Raw genomic sequence first — 17,760 nt, 5'->3', positions numbered from 1 at the left:
GTCCTGATGCTTGAAGACGGCCGCACCTTCCGCGGCCGCAGCTACGGCGCCGAGGGAACGGCCCTGGGCGAGGCCGTCTTTGCCACCGGCATGACCGGCTACCAGGAAACCATCACCGACCCCTCCTATGCCCGCCAGCTCGTGGTGCAGACCGCACCGCACATCGGCAACACCGGAGTAAACACCGACGACGCCGAATCACGGCGCATCTGGGTGGCCGGCTACATTGTGCGTGACGCGGCCCGCCGCCCGTCCAACTGGCGCTCCGAGCGCACCCTGGACGAGGAACTCAGCGCCCAGGGCGTCGTCGGCATCTCCGGCGTGGACACCCGCGCCGTCACCCGCCACCTGCGTGAGCGCGGCGCGATGAAGGCCGGGATCTTCTCCGGCGCCGATGCCTCCCGCCCCGACGCCGAACTGCTCGCCGACGTTCGAGGACAGGAGTCCATGGCTGGCGCCCGCCTCGCCGAGGAAGTCAGCGTGGAAGCCGCCTACGTCATTGAGCCGAAGGACCACGGATGGCAGGGGGAGCCCCGCTTTACCGTGGCCGCCCTGGATCTGGGCATCAAGTCCATGACTCCGGTCCGCTTCGCCGAGCGCGGCGTCCGGGTCCACGTCCTGCCCGCGTCTGCAACCCTCCCGGATGTGCAGGCTCTCAATCCCGACGGCGTGTTCATGTCCAACGGCCCCGGCGACCCGGCGACGGCAGATGACCAGGTTCAGCTGCTCCGCGACGTCCTGGACACCGGGACGCCCTTCTTCGGTATCTGCTTCGGCAACCAGATCCTGGGCCGCGCCCTGGGCTTTGGCACCTACAAGCTGCCTTACGGACACCGCGGCATCAACCAGCCCGTCCTGGACCGCCGCACCGGCAAGGTGGAAATCACCAGCCAGAACCACGGTTTCGCCGTTGACGCGCCGCTGGACGGTCCCGTCACCGCGCCGGAATCCCGGTTCGGCAAGGTTGAAGTCAGCCACGTGTCACTGAATGACAACGTGGTGGAAGGCCTCGCCTGCCTGGACATCCCCGCCTTCTCGGTCCAGTACCACCCCGAAGCCGCTGCCGGACCGCACGACTCCGCCTACCTCTTCGACCGCTTCGTCGACCTCATGGCCTCCAGCAAGAACAAGGAATCCCGCTAATGCCCCGCAGAACCGATCTCAAGTCCGTCCTGGTGATCGGCTCCGGCCCGATCGTCATTGGCCAGGCCGCCGAATTCGACTACTCCGGCACGCAGGCACTGCGCGTGCTGAAGGAGGAAGGCCTGCGGGTCATCCTGGTCAACTCCAACCCGGCCACCATCATGACCGACCCGGAGTTCGCCGACGCCACGTACGTTGAGCCCATCACGCCCGAGGTCGTTGAGAAGATCATCGCCAAGGAACGCCCCGATGCCGTGCTGCCCACCCTTGGCGGGCAGACGGCGCTGAACACCGCCATTGCCCTGGACAAGAACGGTGTGCTGGAGAAGTACAACGTGGAGCTGATCGGCGCCAACATTGCCGCCATCGAACTCGGTGAGGACCGCGAGAAGTTCAAGGGCGTCGTGGAGCGCTGCGGCGCTGAATCGGCCGAGTCGATCATTGTGCACAGCATGGATGAAGCCTTCGCTGCCGCGGAGAAGCTGGGCTACCCGATGGTGGTCCGCCCCTCCTTCACCATGGGCGGTCTTGGCTCCGGCCTGGCCTACAACGCCGAAGACCTGCGCCGCATCGCAGGTGCCGGCATCCAGTACAGCCCGACCTCCGAGGTACTGCTCGAAGAGAGCATCCTCGGCTGGAAGGAATACGAGCTGGAGATGATGCGGGACAAGAATGACAACGTGGTGGTCGTCTGCTCCATCGAGAACTTCGATCCGGTGGGCGTACACACGGGTGATTCGATTACGGTGGCCCCGGCCATGACGCTGACCGACCGCGAATACCAGAAGCTGCGCGACATCGCGATTGCCGTGATCCGCGAGGTTGGCGTGGACACCGGCGGCTGCAACATCCAGTTCGCCATCGAACCGGACACCGGCCGCGTCGTCGTCATTGAAATGAACCCGCGCGTCTCCCGTTCCTCGGCCCTGGCCTCCAAGGCCACCGGTTTCGCCATCGCGAAGATCGCCACCAAGCTCTCGCTCGGCTACACCCTGGACGAGATCCCGAACGACATCACGAAGAAGACCCCGGCCTCCTTCGAGCCCACTCTGGACTACGTGGTGGTGAAGGTTCCGCGCTTCGCGTTCGAGAAGTTCCCGGCCGCGGATCCCACCCTGACCACCACCATGAAGTCCGTGGGTGAAGCGATGGCCATTGGCCGCAACTTCACCGAGGCACTGCAAAAGGCGCTGCGCTCCCTGGAGCAGAAGGGCGCCTCGCTGTCCTTCGCTCCGGTTGCCGCCGACGCCGTCCCCGGACTCATCGAGGCCGCCAAGCGGCCCACCACGGACCGGCTCAAGCAGGTCCAGCAGGCACTGCTGGGCGGCGCCACCGTGGAGGACCTCTACGAAGCCACCGGCATTGATCCCTGGTACCTGGACCAGCTGCAGCTGATCAACGAGGTGGCCGCGGAAATCTCCGGTGCGGGCACCGTCAACGAGGAAATCCTGCGCCTGGCCAAGCGGCACGGGTTCTCCGACGAACAGATCGGCGCCCTGACCAACACGCCCGAAGCCGTCATCCGCGGTGTCCGGCATGCGCTGAACATCCGCCCGGTCTACAAGACGGTGGACACCTGCGCCGCTGAATTCGCTGCCTACACGCCGTACCACTACTCCTCCTATGACGAGGAGGATGAGGTGGCGCAGCATAAGAAGCCGTCCATCATCATCCTGGGCTCCGGACCCAACCGGATTGGACAGGGCATCGAGTTTGACTACTCCTGCGTCCACGCCACCATGGCGCTGCGCGAAGCGGGCCACGAGACGGTCATGATCAACTGCAACCCGGAGACGGTGTCCACGGACTATGACATCTCCGACCGCCTCTACTTTGAGCCGCTCACCCTCGAGGACGTCCTGGAGGTCATCGCCGCGGAGCAGCGCACCGGGGGAGTCCTCGGCGTGTTCGTCCAGCTTGGCGGGCAGACGCCGCTGAAGCTGGCCCAGTCCCTGGCGGACGCCGGCGTGCCGATCCTGGGCACCTCACCCGAAGCCATTGACCTGGCCGAACACCGCGGCGCCTTCCAGCGCGTGCTGGATGAGGGCGGCCTGATCGCCCCGAAGAACGGCACCGCAGTCTCCTTTGACGATGCCAAGAAGATTGCCGACGAGATTGGCTACCCCGTGCTGGTGCGCCCGTCCTACGTGCTGGGCGGCCGTGGCATGGAGATCGTCTATGACGAGGCGAACCTCTCGCGTTACATCACCAATGCCACGGAAATCACCCCGGACCATCCGGTGCTGGTGGACCGGTTCCTGGAAGACGCCATCGAGATCGACGTCGACGCCCTCTTTGACGGCACCGACCTGTACGTGGGCGGCATCATGGAACACATCGAGGAGGCCGGCATCCATTCCGGCGACTCCGCCTGTGTCCTGCCTCCGATCACCCTGGGCACCGACGTCGTTGACCGCGTCCGTGAAGCCACCCGCATCATCGCCGCCGGCGTGGGCGTGCGCGGGCTGATCAACATCCAGTTCGCCCTCGCCTCGGACGTGCTGTACGTCATCGAAGCGAACCCGCGGGCCTCGCGGACCGTGCCGTTTGTCTCCAAGGCCACCGGCGTGCAGCTGGCCAAGGCCGCTGCCCTGATCGGCACCGGCCAGAGCATTGCCGAGCTGCGCGCGGCCGGCAAGCTGTCCGCCGTCGGCGACGGATCGGTGCTGCCGCTGGACGCTCCGGTGGCCGTGAAGGAAGCAGTGCTGCCCTTCAGCCGGTTCCGGACCCCCGAGGGCACCGTGGTGGATTCCCTGCTCGGCCCGGAAATGCGCTCCACCGGCGAGGTCATGGGCATCGACAAGTACTTTGACACGGCCTTCGCCAAGTCCCAGGCGGCCGCCAACTCGGCACTGCCGACAGAGGGCAAGATTTTCGTCTCCGTGGCGAACCGCGATAAGCGCTCCATCATCATGCCCGTGAAGCTGATGGTGGACCTCGGATTCGAGATCCTGTCCACCGGCGGCACCGCCGAAGTCCTGCGCCGCAACGGCATCACCGCCACCACGGTGCGCAAGGTCAGCGAAGGCACCGGCCCGAACGGTGAGGGCACAGTCGCGGACCTGATCACCGCCGGAGAAATCCACCTGGTGGTCAACACGCCCTCCGGCGGCCAGGCACGCGGTGACGGCTACGAAATCCGTGCCGCCGCCACCTCCATCGGCTGCCCGGTGGTCACCACGGTCTCCGAATTCGGCGCTGCCGTGCAGGCCATCGAGGCCATGCGTTCCTACGAGTGGGACGTCACGTCGCTGCAGGAACACGCTGCCAAGCTGAAGGCTTCATCGGGTGTCTGAACACATGCCTGAGCCGGCAGCCGACGCGGTGCCTGCCCCGGCGCGCCCGTCGTTCGGGGCGCGCCTGCAGGAGGCCATGGACACCCGCGGGCAGCTGTGCGTTGGCATTGACCCGCATCCGGGCCTGCTGGCTGCCTGGGGCTTGAACGACGACGCCGCCGCCCTGGAGCGCTTCTCCCTCACCGTCCTGGAGGCGGTGGAGGAGCAGGCCGCGGCCGTGAAGCCTCAGGTGGCCCTCTTTGAACGGCACGGATCCGCCGGCCTGGCCGCCCTGGAACGGGTGCTGGCCGCCTGCTCCGACGCCGGCGTGCTCAGCATTGCCGACGCCAAGCGCGGGGACATCGGCTCCACGATGGCTGCCTACGCAGACGCCTGGCTGCGGGACGGGTCAGCCCTGGCGGCGGACGCGCTCACCGTCAGCCCGTACCTGGGGTTCGAGTCGCTGCGCCCGGCCCTTGATCTTGCACAGGCCTCGGGGCGCGGTGTGTTTGTCCTGGGACTGACCTCCAACCCCGAAGGGGCCTCGGTCCAGCACGTGGGCGGGGACCACTCCGTGGCAGCAGGGATTGTGGACGCCGCGGCGGCTGAAAACAGCCGCGAGCTGGGGCGGGCGGCCGCAGCCGGTGCAAGCCGGCAGCTGGGCTCCACCGGCCTGGTGATCGGAGCTACCGTGGGGACGGCCCTGACCGAGCTGGGCATCCACCTCGCCGCTGCCCACACGCCCGTCCTTGCCCCGGGTCTGGGCGCCCAGGGGGCCACCGGGGCGGACCTTCGGGCCACGTTCGGCGCGGCCTATCCCAACGTGCTGGCAACCTCAAGCCGGGACATTCTGAAGGCCGGTCCCTCGCCGGCGGCACTGAGGGGCGCCGCCCGGCAGACCCTGGCGGGGCTGGCCGGCTAAGGATCGGGTAGCGCGGCGCATTGCAATTACGGTTCGGTTACGGATAGGTTCGTTCCGTACCCCCATACACCAGCACCGCCCCAGCACCGCAGCTGCGTTACGTGCCGCCGTGCCGGGCCAGTCCTTGCCCGGGAGGGTCTTTTGAACCTCAAGCCACTGACAGACGATGAACGCACCAGGGCCAGGGAGAAGGCGACAGCCGCCAGGTCCGTCCGGGCCGACATCAAAGCCAAGATCAAGACCGGTGAAATGTCCGTGGAAGAGGTCATTTTGTCCCGCTCCTCGGAGGAAGCCGTGGGCCGGCTGAAGGTCGTGGATCTGCTCCGGGCACTGCCTGGCGTTGGAGAGCGCCGCGCAGCTGGAATAATGACTACCGTGGGTATTGCCCCGACCCGGAGAGTACGCGGTCTGGGCGTCCACCAGCGCAAGGCGCTGATAGAACTTTTGGCAACCGACTAGGCCGCTCCCGCTGCGGCCGCACCGTCGGGGCCGAATCACATCGAGAGTAAAGAAGGTCCTCAGTGTCGCAACCGCGGCTGACAGTTCTTGCAGGTCCAACCGCAGTTGGCAAAGGCACAGTCTCCACGTTTATCCGGGACAACTACCCGGAGGTGTGGCTGTCTGTTTCCGCCACCACGCGCGCCCCGCGCCCGGGAGAAGAAAACGGTGTCCACTACTTCTTCGTCTCCGCCGACGAGTTCGATTCGATGGTGGAAAAGGGCGAAATGCTGGAGTGGGCCGTCGTCCACGGCCGGAACCGTTACGGCACGCTGCGCAGCACGGTAGAGTCGGCCATGGCCGAGGGCCGGTCCGTGCTCCTGGAGATTGATTTGCAGGGCGCCCGGCAGGTTAAAGCGTCAATGCCTGAGGCGAATTTCGTGTTCCTGGCGCCGCCGTCGTGGGATGAAATGGTCCGACGGCTGGTGGGGCGGGGCACCGAAACACCCGAAGAGCAGCAGCAACGGCTGGAAACAGCTAAACTGGAGCTTGCTGCCGAGCCCGAGTTCGATCACACCGTGGTAAATGATGACGTACAGCGGGCAGCAGCTGAGCTTGTATCACTCATGGGAATCAGTCCGCGCCAGAGCTGACTAACCGCCACATCCCGTATCAAGAATTTTGGAGAATTTGTGTCTACTGCTTCTGAAGGCATCATCAACCCGCCGATCGACGACCTGCTGAACGTAGCCGACTCGAAGTACGCACTGGTCATCTACGGCGCCAAGCGCGCCCGCCAGATCAATGCCTACTACTCGCAGCTGCACGAAGGCCTGTTCGAGTATGTCGGCCCGCTCGTGGAAACCAAGCTGAACGAGAAGCCGCTTTCCATCGCCCTGCGTGAAATCAACGAGGGCATGCTGGTCAGCCGCCCCGTGGAATCCGCAGAGTAGATTCGCCGGCAAATAACAACAGCTGACCCGCGCGGTCAGGGTCAGGAGCAGCAGCGGTGCGCATAGTTATGGGTGTGGGCGGCGGGATCGCCGCCTACAAGTCCGCGTCGCTGCTGCGTCTTTTCACTGAGGCCGGACACAACGTCTCGGTTATTCCCACTGAAGCCTCCAAGAGGTTCGTGGGAGTGGCCACTTGGGAAGCGCTGTCCGGCAACACTGTCTCCAGTTCGGTGTTCGACGAGGTGGAGAAGGTCAACCACGTCCGGCTCGGCCATGAGGCGGACCTCATTGTGGTGGCTCCCGCCACCGCGGACCTGCTGGCCCGTGCCGCGTCCGGGCAGGCCGATGACCTGCTCACCAACACGTTGCTCATGGCTCGGGGACCGGTTCTTTTTGCTCCTGCCATGCACACGGAAATGTGGGCCCACCCGGCGACCCGCGCCAACGTGCAAACCCTGCGCAGCAGGGGAGTGCTGGTTATGGAACCCGGCGTGGGACGGCTGACCGGCACGGATTCCGGTGCCGGCCGGCTACCCGACCCCGAAGACATTTTCGCCGCGGCCATTGCTGCGGCAACCCCGCCGGAGGATCCTGCGGCCCTGCCCGGCCCGCTGCACGGCAAGACCGTCACGGTCACCGCCGGCGGTACCCGCGAGCCCCTGGATCCGGTCCGGTTCCTGGGCAACCGATCCTCGGGGAAGCAGGGAGCCGCACTGGCCCGTGCGGCCCTCGATGCAGGAGCCCGCGTCCGCTTCATTGCCGCCCACATGGACGTTCCCGCCCCCGACGGCGTAGAGCTCACCCGCGTGGAGACAGCACTGGAGCTCCGGGAGGCGGTGCACGCCGCCGCTGTGGACTCGGACGTACTGATTATGGCTGCGGCGGTGGCGGACTTCCGCCCCGACACCCAGTCCAACACCAAGATCAAAAAGCGCGACGACGGCGCTGATCCGGTGATCACCCTGGTCCGTAACCCGGATATTCTCGCCGAAGCCGTGCAGCAGCGCAGTAAAGCCGCCGCGGGAACGGCCCGGCCGGCCCTCATTGTGGGCTTTGCCGCTGAAACCGGTGACGGCTCCGCTGACGTTTTGGACTACGGCCGGCAGAAACTCAAGCGCAAGGGCTGTGACCTGCTGGTACTCAACCGGGTTGGCACCTCCCTGGTGTTCGGCCAGGACAGCACGGAAGTGACCTTGCTTTCACCGCAGGATTCAGAGTCCGTCCCGCCGCCCAGCTACACGGGCACTAAAACCGACGTTGCGCAGCGGATTATCGGCCGCATCGAACAGGAACTGGAAGCAGCTCTTTCCGTCCGCTGACTTCAGCCCCCGACGGCGGGAACGGCCATGGCCGGCATAAGTCACACCAATCCATCAAAGCCCAATTCCGGCAACCCGGCCCGGACCAAGTAGAGTAAATGTCGTGACTTTCCCAGATACTTCAGCACTTTCGGCTGCCCGCGACGGGCTGCGCCTCTTCACCTCGGAATCCGTCACTGAGGGTCATCCGGACAAAATCTGTGACCAGATCAGTGACGCGATCCTGGACGGCCTGCTCAAGGTGGACCCCGAATCCCGTGTGGCGGTGGAGACGCTGGTCACCACCGGCCTGGTCCATGTGGCCGGCGAGGTCACCACCGAAGGCTACGTCGAGATCCCCCAGCTCGTGCGGGATACCATCCTGGGCATCGGCTACGACTCTTCGGCCAACGGCTTTGACGGCGCCCGCTGCGGCGTGTCCGTCTCCATCGGCCAGCAGTCACCCGAAATTGCTTCCCGGGTTTTCAACTCCGTGGAAAACCGGGCCGGGACCGGAGATCCCCTGGATGCTCAGGGCGCCGGCGACCAGGGCATCATGTTCGGCTATGCCTCTGATGAAACCTCAGTCCTCATGCCCACGCCCATCTGGCTGGCACACCGGCTCTCCGAGCGTCTGACAGCCGTCCGCAAGGACGGCACACTGGGTTACCTTCGTCCGGACGGCAAAACCCAGGTCACCATCGGTTACGACGGCGACCGCCCGGTTTCCGTGGATTCCGTGGTGATCTCCTCGCAGCACGCGGCCGACGTCGAGCTGGAGCAGTTGCGTGCCGACCTGGCCACCCACGTCATCAAGCCCGTCCTGGCAGGCACCGACCTGGACACGTCCCGGGTCAATCACATCGTCAACCCGGGCGGTACCTTCGTTATCGGCGGCCCGGTGGGCGATGCAGGCCTGACCGGCCGAAAGATCATCGTGGACACCTACGGCGGCTTTGCCCGCCACGGCGGCGGTGCCTTCAGCGGCAAGGATCCGTCGAAGGTTGACCGTTCCGCAGCCTATGCCATGCGCTGGGTGGCAAAAAACGTTGTTGCCGCTGGACTGGCCCGCCGTGCGGAAATCCAGGTTGCCTACGCCATCGGCATGGCACACCCGGTGGGCATCTACGTGGAGACGTTCGGCACCGAAACTGTGGATCCGGTGCGCATTGCGCAGGCCATTGAGGAAGTGTTCGATCTCCGCCCGCTGGGCATCATCAACGCCCTGGACCTGAAGCGCCCGATCTACCAGAAGACCGCCGCCAACGGCCACTTCGGCCGTGAAGACGACGAATTCACCTGGGAGCGCAAGGACCGGGCCGGAGACCTCCGCAGCTACTTCAACGCCTAAGCGGACCTATGCCCCGGGAACCGGACAGCGACAACGGCCAGTTGTCCCTGCTGCACGGCTTCGTGTCGCCGGCCCGGAGCCTCGGGACGCAGCCTGCGGCGCCTGCACTGCCGGTGGCACGGGTCCTGCTGGACTCGCCGCTGCCGCACCTGGACCGCCCGTTCGATTATTTGGTGCCTGCGGACCTGGACAAAGACGCAGTGCCCGGCGCCCGGGTCAAGGTGCGGTTCGGCGGTCAGGAACTGGCCGGTTTCATTACCGAACGCACGGCACAGGCCGACACCTCGGCCCGGCTGGTTGCGCTGGGGAAAGTCGTGTCGCCGCAGCCGGTCCTGGCCCCGCAGATCCTGAGGCTGGCCGAGGCCGTGGCGGCCCGCTACTCCGGTACCGTGCATGACGTGCTCCGCGTGGCCATCCCGCCGCGTGCGGCGCGGGTGGACAAGGAATTCACTGTGCAGGCCCGGGAAGCGGCCGCGTCTGATGAGGATGCAGCCTTCGGTCCGGAAGGCTCCGGCCCCAATCCCTGGGCGCGTTATCCGCACGGACCGCGGTTCCTGACGCATCTGGCGGCCGGACACAGTCCCCGGGCAGTGCTCTCCTCCCTGGGCGGGTTTGGACCCGGAGCCTGGCCGGAGGAAATTGCGGCCGCCGTGTCATCAACCCTGTTGTCCGGCCGGGGCGCCGTCGTCGTGGTTCCCGATGCCAAGGATCTTGCCCGGCTGGAAAAAGCGCTGGCCGCCCGCATCGGTGCGGACGCCTATGTGCGGCTGACCGCCGACGACGGGGCCACGCCCCGGTACCGTTCCTTTTTGAAGGTCCTGCATGGAGACGTGCAGGTGGTGATCGGTACCCGTTCCGCTGCTTATGCGCCGGTGCGCAACCTGGGGCTGGCGGTGATTTGGGACGACGCCGATGACCTCCACGCCGAGCAGCGTGCACCGTACCAGCACGTGCGTGATGTCCTGCTGCTTCGCGCCGCCGAGGAAGACACCGCACTTTTGGTGGCCTCGCATTCGCGCAGCACTGAAGCCCAGCGGCTCGTGGCCAGCGGCTGGGCCGCCAGCATCACTGCCGAACGCAGTACAGTCCGATCGCTGGCACCACGCGTGGTCAGCACAGCCGATTCCTTCAATATGGAGCGCGACCCGCTGGCGGCCCGCGCCCGGATTCCCCACGCGGCATGGAAGGCGGCACAGGACGGACTGACCCGCGGTCCGGTGCTGGTGCAGGTGGCCCGCAGTGGTTTTTCTCCTGCGTTGTCCTGTCAGGAGTGCAGGGAGCCGGCACGCTGCCGGGCCTGCGCCGGTCCGTTGGGACTGGCCAGCCGCAACGGCATTCCGGCGTGCCGCTGGTGCGGGCGGCCGGAACCGGTGTGGAGCTGCGGCAACTGCGGGGGAACCCAGCTGCGCGGTTCTGCTGCGGGAGCGGGGCGTACTGCCGAGGAGCTCGGCCGGGCCTTCCCCTCCGTGACAGTCATATCCTCCGCGGGGGACCATGTTCGGGCCGAGGTGCCCGATGCTCCGGCGCTGGTGGTGGCGACGCCGGGTGCCGAGCCCGTGGCTGCCGGCGGCTATGCGGCCGCCGTTCTGCTGGACGGCAACGCAATGATGTCCCGGGAATCGCTGCGGGCAGGCGAGGAGACGCTGCGCCGCTGGTTCAGCGCCGCAGCACTGGTCCGTCCTGCCGGAGACAAGGGCCTGGTGGTGGTCACTGCCGATGACACCGCCACCGTGGGCCACCTGCTGCGCTGGGATCCGGCCGGAGCCGCTGAACGCGAGCTGGAACTGCGCCGGGAACTGGGCCTGCCGCCGGCCGTGCGGTACGCCGAGCTCACCGGGTCCCGTGAGGCGCTCACGGCTTTTGTTCCCCGCCTGGACCTGCCGGCGGAAACCCGGGTGGTGGGGCCGGCGCCGCTGGAGGACCCGCCGGGACCGGCTCCGGTCCACCGCGACGGCCAGCTGGGCGGCTCAGGCGGCCGCTACCGGACCCTGCTGTTCTTCTCCTATGCCGCTGCCCCGTCCGTGACTGCAGCCCTGCGGGCCACCAAGGCCGCCGTCTCAGCGAAGAGGACCGGCGACCCCGTGTACGTGCGGGTGGATGGAACGGACGTCCTCTAACCGGAGCCGTACCGGACGGGGATCTTCCGCCGCGGGCGGTCCGGATCGACCGGCAGCAGGACATTGAGGACGCCGCAGGTGTAGTGCGCGCTGATGCCTGCAGCCTTGACGTTGTCGCCCAGCAGGATGTGCCGTTCAATCAGACCGCGGCGGCGGTCCCGGACCAGCCACTTCGCTCCGGAAAAATCTCCGAGGGTGCGGTGACCCCGAAGGGTGAGGAGCTGTCCATCCACATCGAGGGTCAGCGATCCGGGGTCCAGCCCCGGAAGGTCGGCGTGCAGGATGTAGTGGTCATCTTCGCGGTACAGATCCACCGCCATTCCCGCTTCCATTTCCCCCAGCGGATCGCCCCGCCCCACCATGCCTATCAACTCCCTTACGGTGCCTTTTTGCCCACGCCTGACACCAGCTGCTGCCGGAATACCAGTAGTTTAGGGCGGGGGAAGGCGGGTAAAAAAATCGGCGCTGTGCCTTCCCGGGTGTCTTCCCTTTGCGCCTTCCCCCGTGCTGACACCTCAGGCTGTGCGGCGGCGCAGGGTGACGGCGCCCAGGACAACAAAGACCACCGCAAAGGCGGCCAGGATACCGATTTCACGGATGACTTCCGCCGTGGAGCCGCTGCCGTCGGCGACAAGGTTCAGTGCCTCCACGGCGTGCGACAGCGGAAGCCAGTCGGACACCGCTTCCAGGACCGCCGGCATCCGGTCCCGGGGGATGAAGATCCCGCCCAGCAGGATCTGGGGAAACACCAGGGCGGGCATGAACTGGATGACCTGAAACTCGGTACCGGCGAAGGCGCTGACGAACAGGCCCAGGGTGGCACCGAGTACCGCATCGGCCACCGCCACCGTGACCAGCAACCAGAGGCTTCCTTCGACGTCGAGCCCGCAGACCAAGACGGCGAAGGCGGAGGCAATCAGGGATTGGACCATGCCCAGCAGCCCGAAGGCGAGCGTGTAGCCGGCGATGAAATCGAACTTCCCCAGCGGCAGCGTCATGAGGCGTTCCAGGGTGCCGGAGCGGCGTTCCCGCAGGGTCGTGATGCTGGTGACCAGGAACATCACGATGAAGGGGAACAGCCCCAGCAGTGCCGGTCCCAGGTCGCCAAACACGCCGGTGTCTTCGAAAATCCAGGCCAGCAGGCCAATCAACAGGCTCGGCACCAGCAGCAGCAGGATCACCGTCCGTGGGTCGTGGCGGATCTGCGTCAGCACCCGTGCCGCCGTGGCCAGTGCCAGAGGCGGTTTCATGTCGCTCCCAAGAGGGTGAGGAAGGCTGTGTCGGCATCCGGGGCGCCGGTGCGTTCCAATAGCTCCGCCGGCGTCAGGTCGGCCAGCAGCCGCCCCTCATGCAGCAGGAGGATCCGGCCGCACCGATTGGCCTCGTCCATCACATGGCTGCTCACCAGGAGGCTCACGCCGCGGGAAGCCAGCGTGGCGAAGAGGTTCCACAGGTCCCGGCGCAGGACCGGATCCAGTCCCACCGTGGGTTCGTCGAGGATCAGCAGCTCCGGGGTGCCCAGCAGGGCAACGGCCAGCGAGACCCGGCGGTGCTGGCCGCCGCTGAGGCTGCCGGCCAGCTGTCCGGCCTGCCCGCCCAGATCGGTTTCCTGAAGCACCCGTTCCGGGTCAGTGGCCGGGGCTCCCAGGATCCGGGCGAAGTAGCGCAGGTTTTCCAGGACGCTCAGATCGTCGTAGACGCCGGCTCCTTGGGCCAGGTAGCCGACTCTGCGTCGCAGGTCCGGGCTGCCGGCGGGGGAACCGAGTACCTGGACGGTGCCTTCTGTGATCCTTTGGGTGCCCACCACAGCCCGCATAAAGGTGGTTTTGCCACTGCCGCTGGGCCCTAAAAGCCCTACGACCTGCCCCCGGGGAACCGCCACGGTCAGGCCATTCAGTGCTGTGGTTCCGCCGCGCTTCACCAGGAGTCCGGTCGACCGGATGGCAGGGCTGTCGATCGGTGCACCCGCTGGCGGAGGCAGCGGGTCTGTCGGATGTGGAGGCGGCATGTGGCCGACTCTGCCCCCGGCGCCGGATACAGTCAACGGGCCGGGGCATCCTGCAGACATCCGGGCGGAAACAGCAGCCCATCCAAAAACAGCACCGCATTCGGTTGTGCACAACTCAGTTGTGAGCTAGGTTGGGCCGATGAGTGATTCCCTCCACCGGCAGGTCTGCTTTTCCCTGTACTCGGCATCCCGGGCAGCCACTGCGGTGTACCGGCCGCTGCTGGATCAGCTGGGCCTGACCTACCCGCAATACCTGGTGCTGACGGTGCTGTGGGAAAAGGACGGCAGCAGTGTCAGAGAGCTGGGCCGGTCCCTGGAACTGGATTCCGGCACGCTCTCACCCCTGCTCAAACGGCTGGAAGCCGCCGGGCTGGTGGTGCGGAAACGCTCGACCGCCGACGAACGCCGGGTCGACATCCACCTGACGGAAAACGGCCGTGCCCTGCAGGCCCAAGCACTGGACCTGCCGCAGCGGGTGGCTGAAGCCGCGGGACTGGAACCGGAAGAGCTGCAGGCACTGCAGGAAACGCTTGCCAAAGTCACGCGGGCCCTGCGGGACGCCGCCCACTGACGGACAGGTTCACTGCAGCCTGAGATTTCCCCATACCCCACGGACCTCCGGGTCCCGAACAGGAAGGCATTTTCATGACCGACTACCCCCAGACCAGTCGCGAAATCCAGCTGGCATCCCGCCCCGAGGGCTGGCCCGCGGACGAGAATTTCCGGCTCGCCGAGGTGCCCGTGCCCAAGCTGGAAGACGGCCAGGTCCTGGTGCGCAACCTGTACATGTCCGTGGATCCCTACATGCGCGGCCGCATGAACGATGTGAAGTCCTACGTGCCTCCCTTCCAGATCGACGCCCCGCTCGAGGGCGGTGCCATTGGCGAGGTGGTGGAGTCCCGTTCCGAGGGACACCGGCCCGGCGACAAAGTTCTGCACGGCCTCGGCTGGCGGGACTACGCCGTCCTGGACGGCAAGCGTGCCCGCGTCATCGACGCAGAGGCGGCCCCCGCGTCTGCTTACCTGGGCGTGCTGGGCATGACCGGCCTGACGGCATATGCAGGGCTGACCAAGGTTGCAGAGTTCAAGGAAGGCGACGTCGTCTTCGTCTCCGGCGCCGCCGGCGCCGTCGGATCCCTGGTGGGCCAGATTGCCAAGGCTATGGGCGCCAAGAAGGTCATCGGCAGCGCCGGATCAGCCGAAAAGGTGCAGCGCCTGCTGGATCTGGGTTTCGATGAGGCCTTCAACTACCACGACGGGCCCGTCAAGGAGTCACTGAAAAAGGCAGCCGGCGCAGACGGCATCGATGTCTACTTCGACAACGTGGGCGGCGAGCACCTTGAAGCTGCCATTGCGGTGATGAATAAGTACGGCCGGATTGCCATGTGCGGTGCCATTTCCCAGTACAACACCACAGACGCTCCCACCGGCCCGCGCAACCTCGCCCTGGCCATCGGCAAGGAACTGACGCTGCGCGGGTTCATCGTCGGAAGCTACAACCAGTACGCCGACGAGTTTGCCGAACTGATGTCGGGTTGGCTCAACGACGGCAAGGTCAGCTACGACGAGACCTTCGTGGACGGACTGGAGAACGCTCCTCAGGCCTTTATTGACCTGATGAAGGGCGCCAACAAGGGCAAAATGATCGTGACCCTGCAGGCCTAATCTGCTGCCGTAGCCAAACCCCCGGTACCAGCGGGAAGGGGCGGGACTTTCGGGTTCCGCCCCTTCCCTTTTTCTGTGCCCCGGACACGTGCGGGTGCCTGGGCCCTGCACCGACGGCGGCCGTGCCCGGCGGTTGCCGACTCGGATTAATCTTTAAAGCGGGAATTCAGCTATGGAAAGGAGCCCTATGACCGACGTCAAACCCGCCCAAGGCCGGAAGCCCGGCACAGTGACCATCGTTACCGGTTCCATCCTGGGTCTCCTGGTCATAGTCGCAATGTTCTTCAGCGTCACCGCCGGACTGGGACTGCTGGCCTTCTCCGGCCTGCTCACCGGCCTGTACGTCCTCATCACCGGCCGGCGGTCCTGGGCACGGATCCCTGCCGGACGGCGCGGCGGAGCCATCGCGGTGGCCGCATCGATCGTCACCCTGATCGTGGCCGGCACCCTTGCTCCCGCCGCAGAGCTGGAGGAGACTTCGCCGATTTCTGAACCGGGACCTGTGTCATCGCCGTCGGCTTCCGCCGCACCGACCCCGGCCCGAACATCTGAACCGACGCCGACTCCTGAAACTGAACCGACTCCTGAAACTGAACCAGCCCCTGAGGCCGTGCCAGAATCCGAACCGGAGACTGAAGCGGCGGCGCCTGCAGCGGCCGGCACCGCCCTGGCCCAGCTGGACACCATCCCGATCAAGGGCCGGGCACCGAAGACCGGTTACGACCGGGACCTGTTTGGGCCCGCGTGGAAGGACGTTGACCGCAACGGCTGCGACCAGCGCAACGATATCCTCCGGCGCGACCTGGAATCGGTGAGCCTCAAGCCGGGGACGAACAACTGTGTTGTCGCCTCCGGCACCCTGCTGGATCCGTTCACGGGGTCGGTGATCAGCTTCGTGCGCGGGGAAGGTACTTCCAATGCCGTCCAGATCGACCATGTGGTGGCTCTCTCCGACGCCTGGCAGAAGGGGGCCCAGCAGATGGCACAAAACCAGCGGGAGGCATTCGCCAATGACCCGCTGAATCTTCTCGCCGTGGACGGCCCCTCCAACAGTGCCAAAGGTGACGGTGACGCTGCAACGTGGCTTCCACCGAACAAGGGATTCCGTTGTGAGTACGTGGCCCTTCAGACTGCAGTGAAAGCCAAATACGGGCTGTGGATGACCCAGGCCGAATCCGATGCGATCCGCGGGATCCTCACCTCATCGTGCCCTGACCAGCCGGTTCCTGCCGACGGCGGTGTCATCGTCGCACCGGAACCTGCTCCCGCGCCAGTGCAGGTCCCCGCAGAAGCCCCCGCACCTGATTCAGCCCCCGCACCAGATCCGGTGCCGGCCGCCCCGGAGGATGTCCACTATGAGAACTGCGATGCCGTGAAGGCTGCCGGTGCTGCACCGATTCAGGCAGGCGACCCGGGGTGGCAGCCAAAGTTTGACCGCGACGGCGACGGGGTCGGCTGCGAGTATTGACCGGTTCAGGCAGGTAAGCCGCCGAGCGGACTACCTGCCTGAACGGCCTGCTTGATGCTGCCGGACGGCCTCCTGTGCTGCTTCCACAAGCTGCACGGCAGAGGTGTCCCACGAATACTCCGCGGCGCGCCGCAGTCCGGCCTCCGAGACCTGCCGCCAGCGCCGCGGATCCGCCAGCGTGAGCACTGCATCCGCAAACTCCTTGGGGCTGTCCGGATCCGCCAGCAGGGCTGCCCCGCCCGAAACTTCACGGAAGATCGGGATGTCGCTGGCCACCACGGGCGTTCCCAGTGCCATCGCCTCGATCATCGGCAGCCCGTACCCTTCGGCCCGGGACAGCGTCACCAGTGCGGTGGAGGTGCGCAGCATGTCCTCGTATTCCTCGTCGCTGACCCCGTTGTGGAACACGACGTCGGTCCCCGGCGGCACGAGTGCTTCGAGCTCACGGCGCCGTTCCGGGGTGATCCGGCTCAGCAGGTGCAGCGTGTAGCCGGGCAGGTGCTCCATGCCGCGGATCACGGTTTCCACGTTCTTGTAGGGCATGAAGGACCCCATGTAGAGCAGGCACTTCGCCGGGGCTTCCGCGGGATCCCGGACAAGGGCACCGGGCTGGGGAGCGTTGCCGACAATGCGGACCGGACGCCGGGTGAGCCGATGGCGCATCATCAGGGCACGGGTGGTTTCGCTGATGGTGGCGACGACGTCGGCCCGGTTCAGCAGCAGCCGCTGCGGCCAGTACGCGAGGTGGTACAGCCGCCACAGTGCCCGCACCGGCAGCGGCAGGAAACCGGGCGGCGTCGGATTCGAATAGTAGATCAGGTCATGCAGGGTCAGGATCAGCGGATACTGCCGTCCCCAGCTGCCCATGGTCTGCATGGGAGACACGACGACGTCGGGGCTGTACCGGTTCACGCGCAGGGCCACCAGGAGCTCGGCGGGGGAGAGCGGGCTGTTGATCTTCACCCAGGGCAGGTCCGGCAGCAGGGCCAGCTGCCGTTCGTCGGAAATCAGCATCAGTACAGAGGCGTGCCGGGACACGGCTTCGATCAGGGAAGCGCCGTAGCGGCTGATTCCGTCATGGTGATCGATGCGGGTGAAACGGGCATCCACGGCTATGCGCAG

At 66.3% G+C, this 17,760-nt stretch carries 16 protein-coding genes; 12 read left to right on the top strand and 4 right to left on the bottom strand.

Features of this window, described 5'->3' with window-relative positions; genetic code table 11:
* The first annotated feature begins 6 nt into the window (after positions 1-6).
* The 9 genes from carA to CXQ89_RS10625 all read left to right on the top strand — a co-directional run bounded on the left by carA (position 7) and on the right by CXQ89_RS10625 (position 11,497).
* Positions 7-1,143, top strand: a complete 1,137-nt coding sequence (gene carA / locus CXQ89_RS10665) for a glutamine-hydrolyzing carbamoyl-phosphate synthase small subunit (protein WP_104054798.1) — start codon at positions 7-9, stop codon at positions 1,141-1,143.
* Positions 1,143-4,439: a carbamoyl-phosphate synthase large subunit gene (gene carB / locus CXQ89_RS10660; protein ID WP_104161205.1), complete on the top strand. Its 3,297-nt coding sequence runs from the start codon at positions 1,143-1,145 to the stop codon at positions 4,437-4,439. The genes carA and carB overlap by 1 nt, the downstream gene beginning before the upstream one ends.
* Before the next feature lie 4 nt (positions 4,440-4,443).
* Complete coding sequence (gene pyrF / locus CXQ89_RS10655; protein WP_104161446.1) at positions 4,444-5,340, top strand: orotidine-5'-phosphate decarboxylase; 897 nt, start codon at positions 4,444-4,446, stop codon at positions 5,338-5,340.
* Between the two features lie 141 nt (positions 5,341-5,481).
* Complete coding sequence (mihF, locus tag CXQ89_RS10650) at positions 5,482-5,799, top strand: integration host factor, actinobacterial type (RefSeq protein ID WP_104054055.1); 318 nt, start codon at positions 5,482-5,484, stop codon at positions 5,797-5,799.
* Between the two features lie 62 nt (positions 5,800-5,861).
* The gene (gmk, locus tag CXQ89_RS10645; RefSeq protein ID WP_104054056.1) at positions 5,862-6,431 is read left to right on the top strand and encodes a guanylate kinase; all 570 of its coding nucleotides are present in this window, start codon (positions 5,862-5,864) and stop codon (positions 6,429-6,431) included.
* 39 nt (positions 6,432-6,470) lie between these two features.
* A complete protein-coding gene (gene rpoZ, locus CXQ89_RS10640; RefSeq protein WP_104054057.1) occupies positions 6,471-6,731 on the top strand; it encodes a DNA-directed RNA polymerase subunit omega in 261 nt (86 codons plus the stop codon).
* Between the two features lie 56 nt (positions 6,732-6,787).
* Entirely contained in the window at positions 6,788-8,050 is a 1,263-nt protein-coding gene (coaBC, locus tag CXQ89_RS10635; RefSeq protein WP_104161204.1) for a bifunctional phosphopantothenoylcysteine decarboxylase/phosphopantothenate--cysteine ligase CoaBC, read from the top strand.
* 103 nt (positions 8,051-8,153) lie between these two features.
* Positions 8,154-9,380, top strand: coding sequence for a methionine adenosyltransferase (gene metK, locus CXQ89_RS10630; protein WP_104054059.1), 1,227 nt, complete (start codon positions 8,154-8,156; stop codon positions 9,378-9,380).
* Between the two features lie 8 nt (positions 9,381-9,388).
* Positions 9,389-11,497, top strand: coding sequence for a primosomal protein N' (locus CXQ89_RS10625; protein ID WP_104054060.1), 2,109 nt, complete (start codon positions 9,389-9,391; stop codon positions 11,495-11,497).
* Here CXQ89_RS10625 and CXQ89_RS10620 read toward each other — a convergent pair.
* The 3 genes from CXQ89_RS10620 to CXQ89_RS10610 form a co-directional block, all read right to left on the bottom strand.
* Positions 11,494-11,859: an Hsp20/alpha crystallin family protein gene (locus CXQ89_RS10620; protein ID WP_104054061.1), complete on the bottom strand. Its 366-nt coding sequence runs from the start codon at positions 11,857-11,859 to the stop codon at positions 11,494-11,496. The two genes, CXQ89_RS10625 and CXQ89_RS10620, sit on opposite strands and share 4 nt — an antisense overlap.
* A gap of 153 nt (positions 11,860-12,012) precedes the next feature.
* Positions 12,013-12,747, bottom strand: a complete 735-nt coding sequence (locus tag CXQ89_RS10615; protein WP_104054062.1) for an ABC transporter permease — start codon at positions 12,745-12,747, stop codon at positions 12,013-12,015.
* Positions 12,744-13,505 carry an ABC transporter ATP-binding protein gene (locus tag CXQ89_RS10610; protein WP_104054063.1) on the bottom strand — a complete coding sequence of 254 codons (762 nt, stop codon included), beginning with the start codon at positions 13,503-13,505 and terminating at the stop codon, positions 12,744-12,746. Before CXQ89_RS10610 ends, CXQ89_RS10615 begins: the two co-directional genes overlap by 4 nt.
* A 139-nt stretch (positions 13,506-13,644) precedes the next feature.
* Between CXQ89_RS10610 and CXQ89_RS10605 the strand changes: the two genes are divergently transcribed.
* The 3 genes from CXQ89_RS10605 to CXQ89_RS10595 all read left to right on the top strand — a co-directional run bounded on the left by CXQ89_RS10605 (position 13,645) and on the right by CXQ89_RS10595 (position 16,638).
* A complete protein-coding gene (locus CXQ89_RS10605) occupies positions 13,645-14,076 on the top strand; it encodes a MarR family winged helix-turn-helix transcriptional regulator (protein WP_104054064.1) in 432 nt (143 codons plus the stop codon).
* Between the two features lie 74 nt (positions 14,077-14,150).
* A complete protein-coding gene (locus CXQ89_RS10600; RefSeq protein WP_104161203.1) occupies positions 14,151-15,170 on the top strand; it encodes an NADP-dependent oxidoreductase in 1,020 nt (339 codons plus the stop codon).
* A gap of 187 nt (positions 15,171-15,357) precedes the next feature.
* A complete protein-coding gene (locus CXQ89_RS10595; protein WP_258060032.1) occupies positions 15,358-16,638 on the top strand; it encodes a DUF1524 domain-containing protein in 1,281 nt (426 codons plus the stop codon).
* Positions 16,639-16,668: 30 nt separating this feature from the next.
* Here CXQ89_RS10595 and CXQ89_RS10590 read toward each other — a convergent pair whose 3' ends face one another.
* Positions 16,669-17,760, bottom strand: coding sequence for a glycosyltransferase family 1 protein (locus CXQ89_RS10590; protein WP_104161444.1), 1,092 nt, complete (start codon positions 17,758-17,760; stop codon positions 16,669-16,671).

The organism is Arthrobacter sp. ZGTC212, from assembly GCF_002929255.1.
GTDB classification, from domain to species: domain Bacteria; phylum Actinomycetota; class Actinomycetes; order Actinomycetales; family Micrococcaceae; genus Arthrobacter_B; species Arthrobacter_B sunyaminii.
The sequence above is the reverse complement of the archived record's forward strand: the minus strand, read 5'-3'. Positions and strand labels throughout refer to the sequence as shown.